Genomic DNA, 247 nt, shown 5'->3' with positions numbered 1-247 from the left:
ATGATTTGGCATTAGCAACGCTTCCGACTGAAAAAACAGCGAAGTATGTTCTTTCGGAGCTGACATATCCTAATGATGAAAACAAGATTGTTCTTCCTGACGTGAAGGTAACTTATATCAATGAAAATGTTGAGAATAAGGACCGAATTGGTAATAAGTTATTAGTCACGAAGGAAGAGGCTAAGGCGTTTAAGGATTCTGCATCCCGCAAAGCGGAAACTATCGCGAATTCAAAGTTTGAAGGTAC

Annotated in this window: 1 protein-coding gene; it reads left to right on the top strand. The window is 39.3% G+C overall.

The window, feature by feature from the left end:
* Positions 1-247 (top strand): hypothetical protein (locus L9G74_RS21635; protein WP_238898915.1); only part of this gene is annotated, 247 nt, incomplete at both ends.

It is taken from the genome of Shewanella electrica, from assembly GCF_022321485.1.
In the GTDB taxonomy this organism is placed as follows: Bacteria; Pseudomonadota; Gammaproteobacteria; order Enterobacterales; family Shewanellaceae; genus Shewanella; species Shewanella electrica.
Note: the sequence above shows the minus strand (reverse complement) of the source record. Positions and strands in the feature narration are given on the sequence as shown.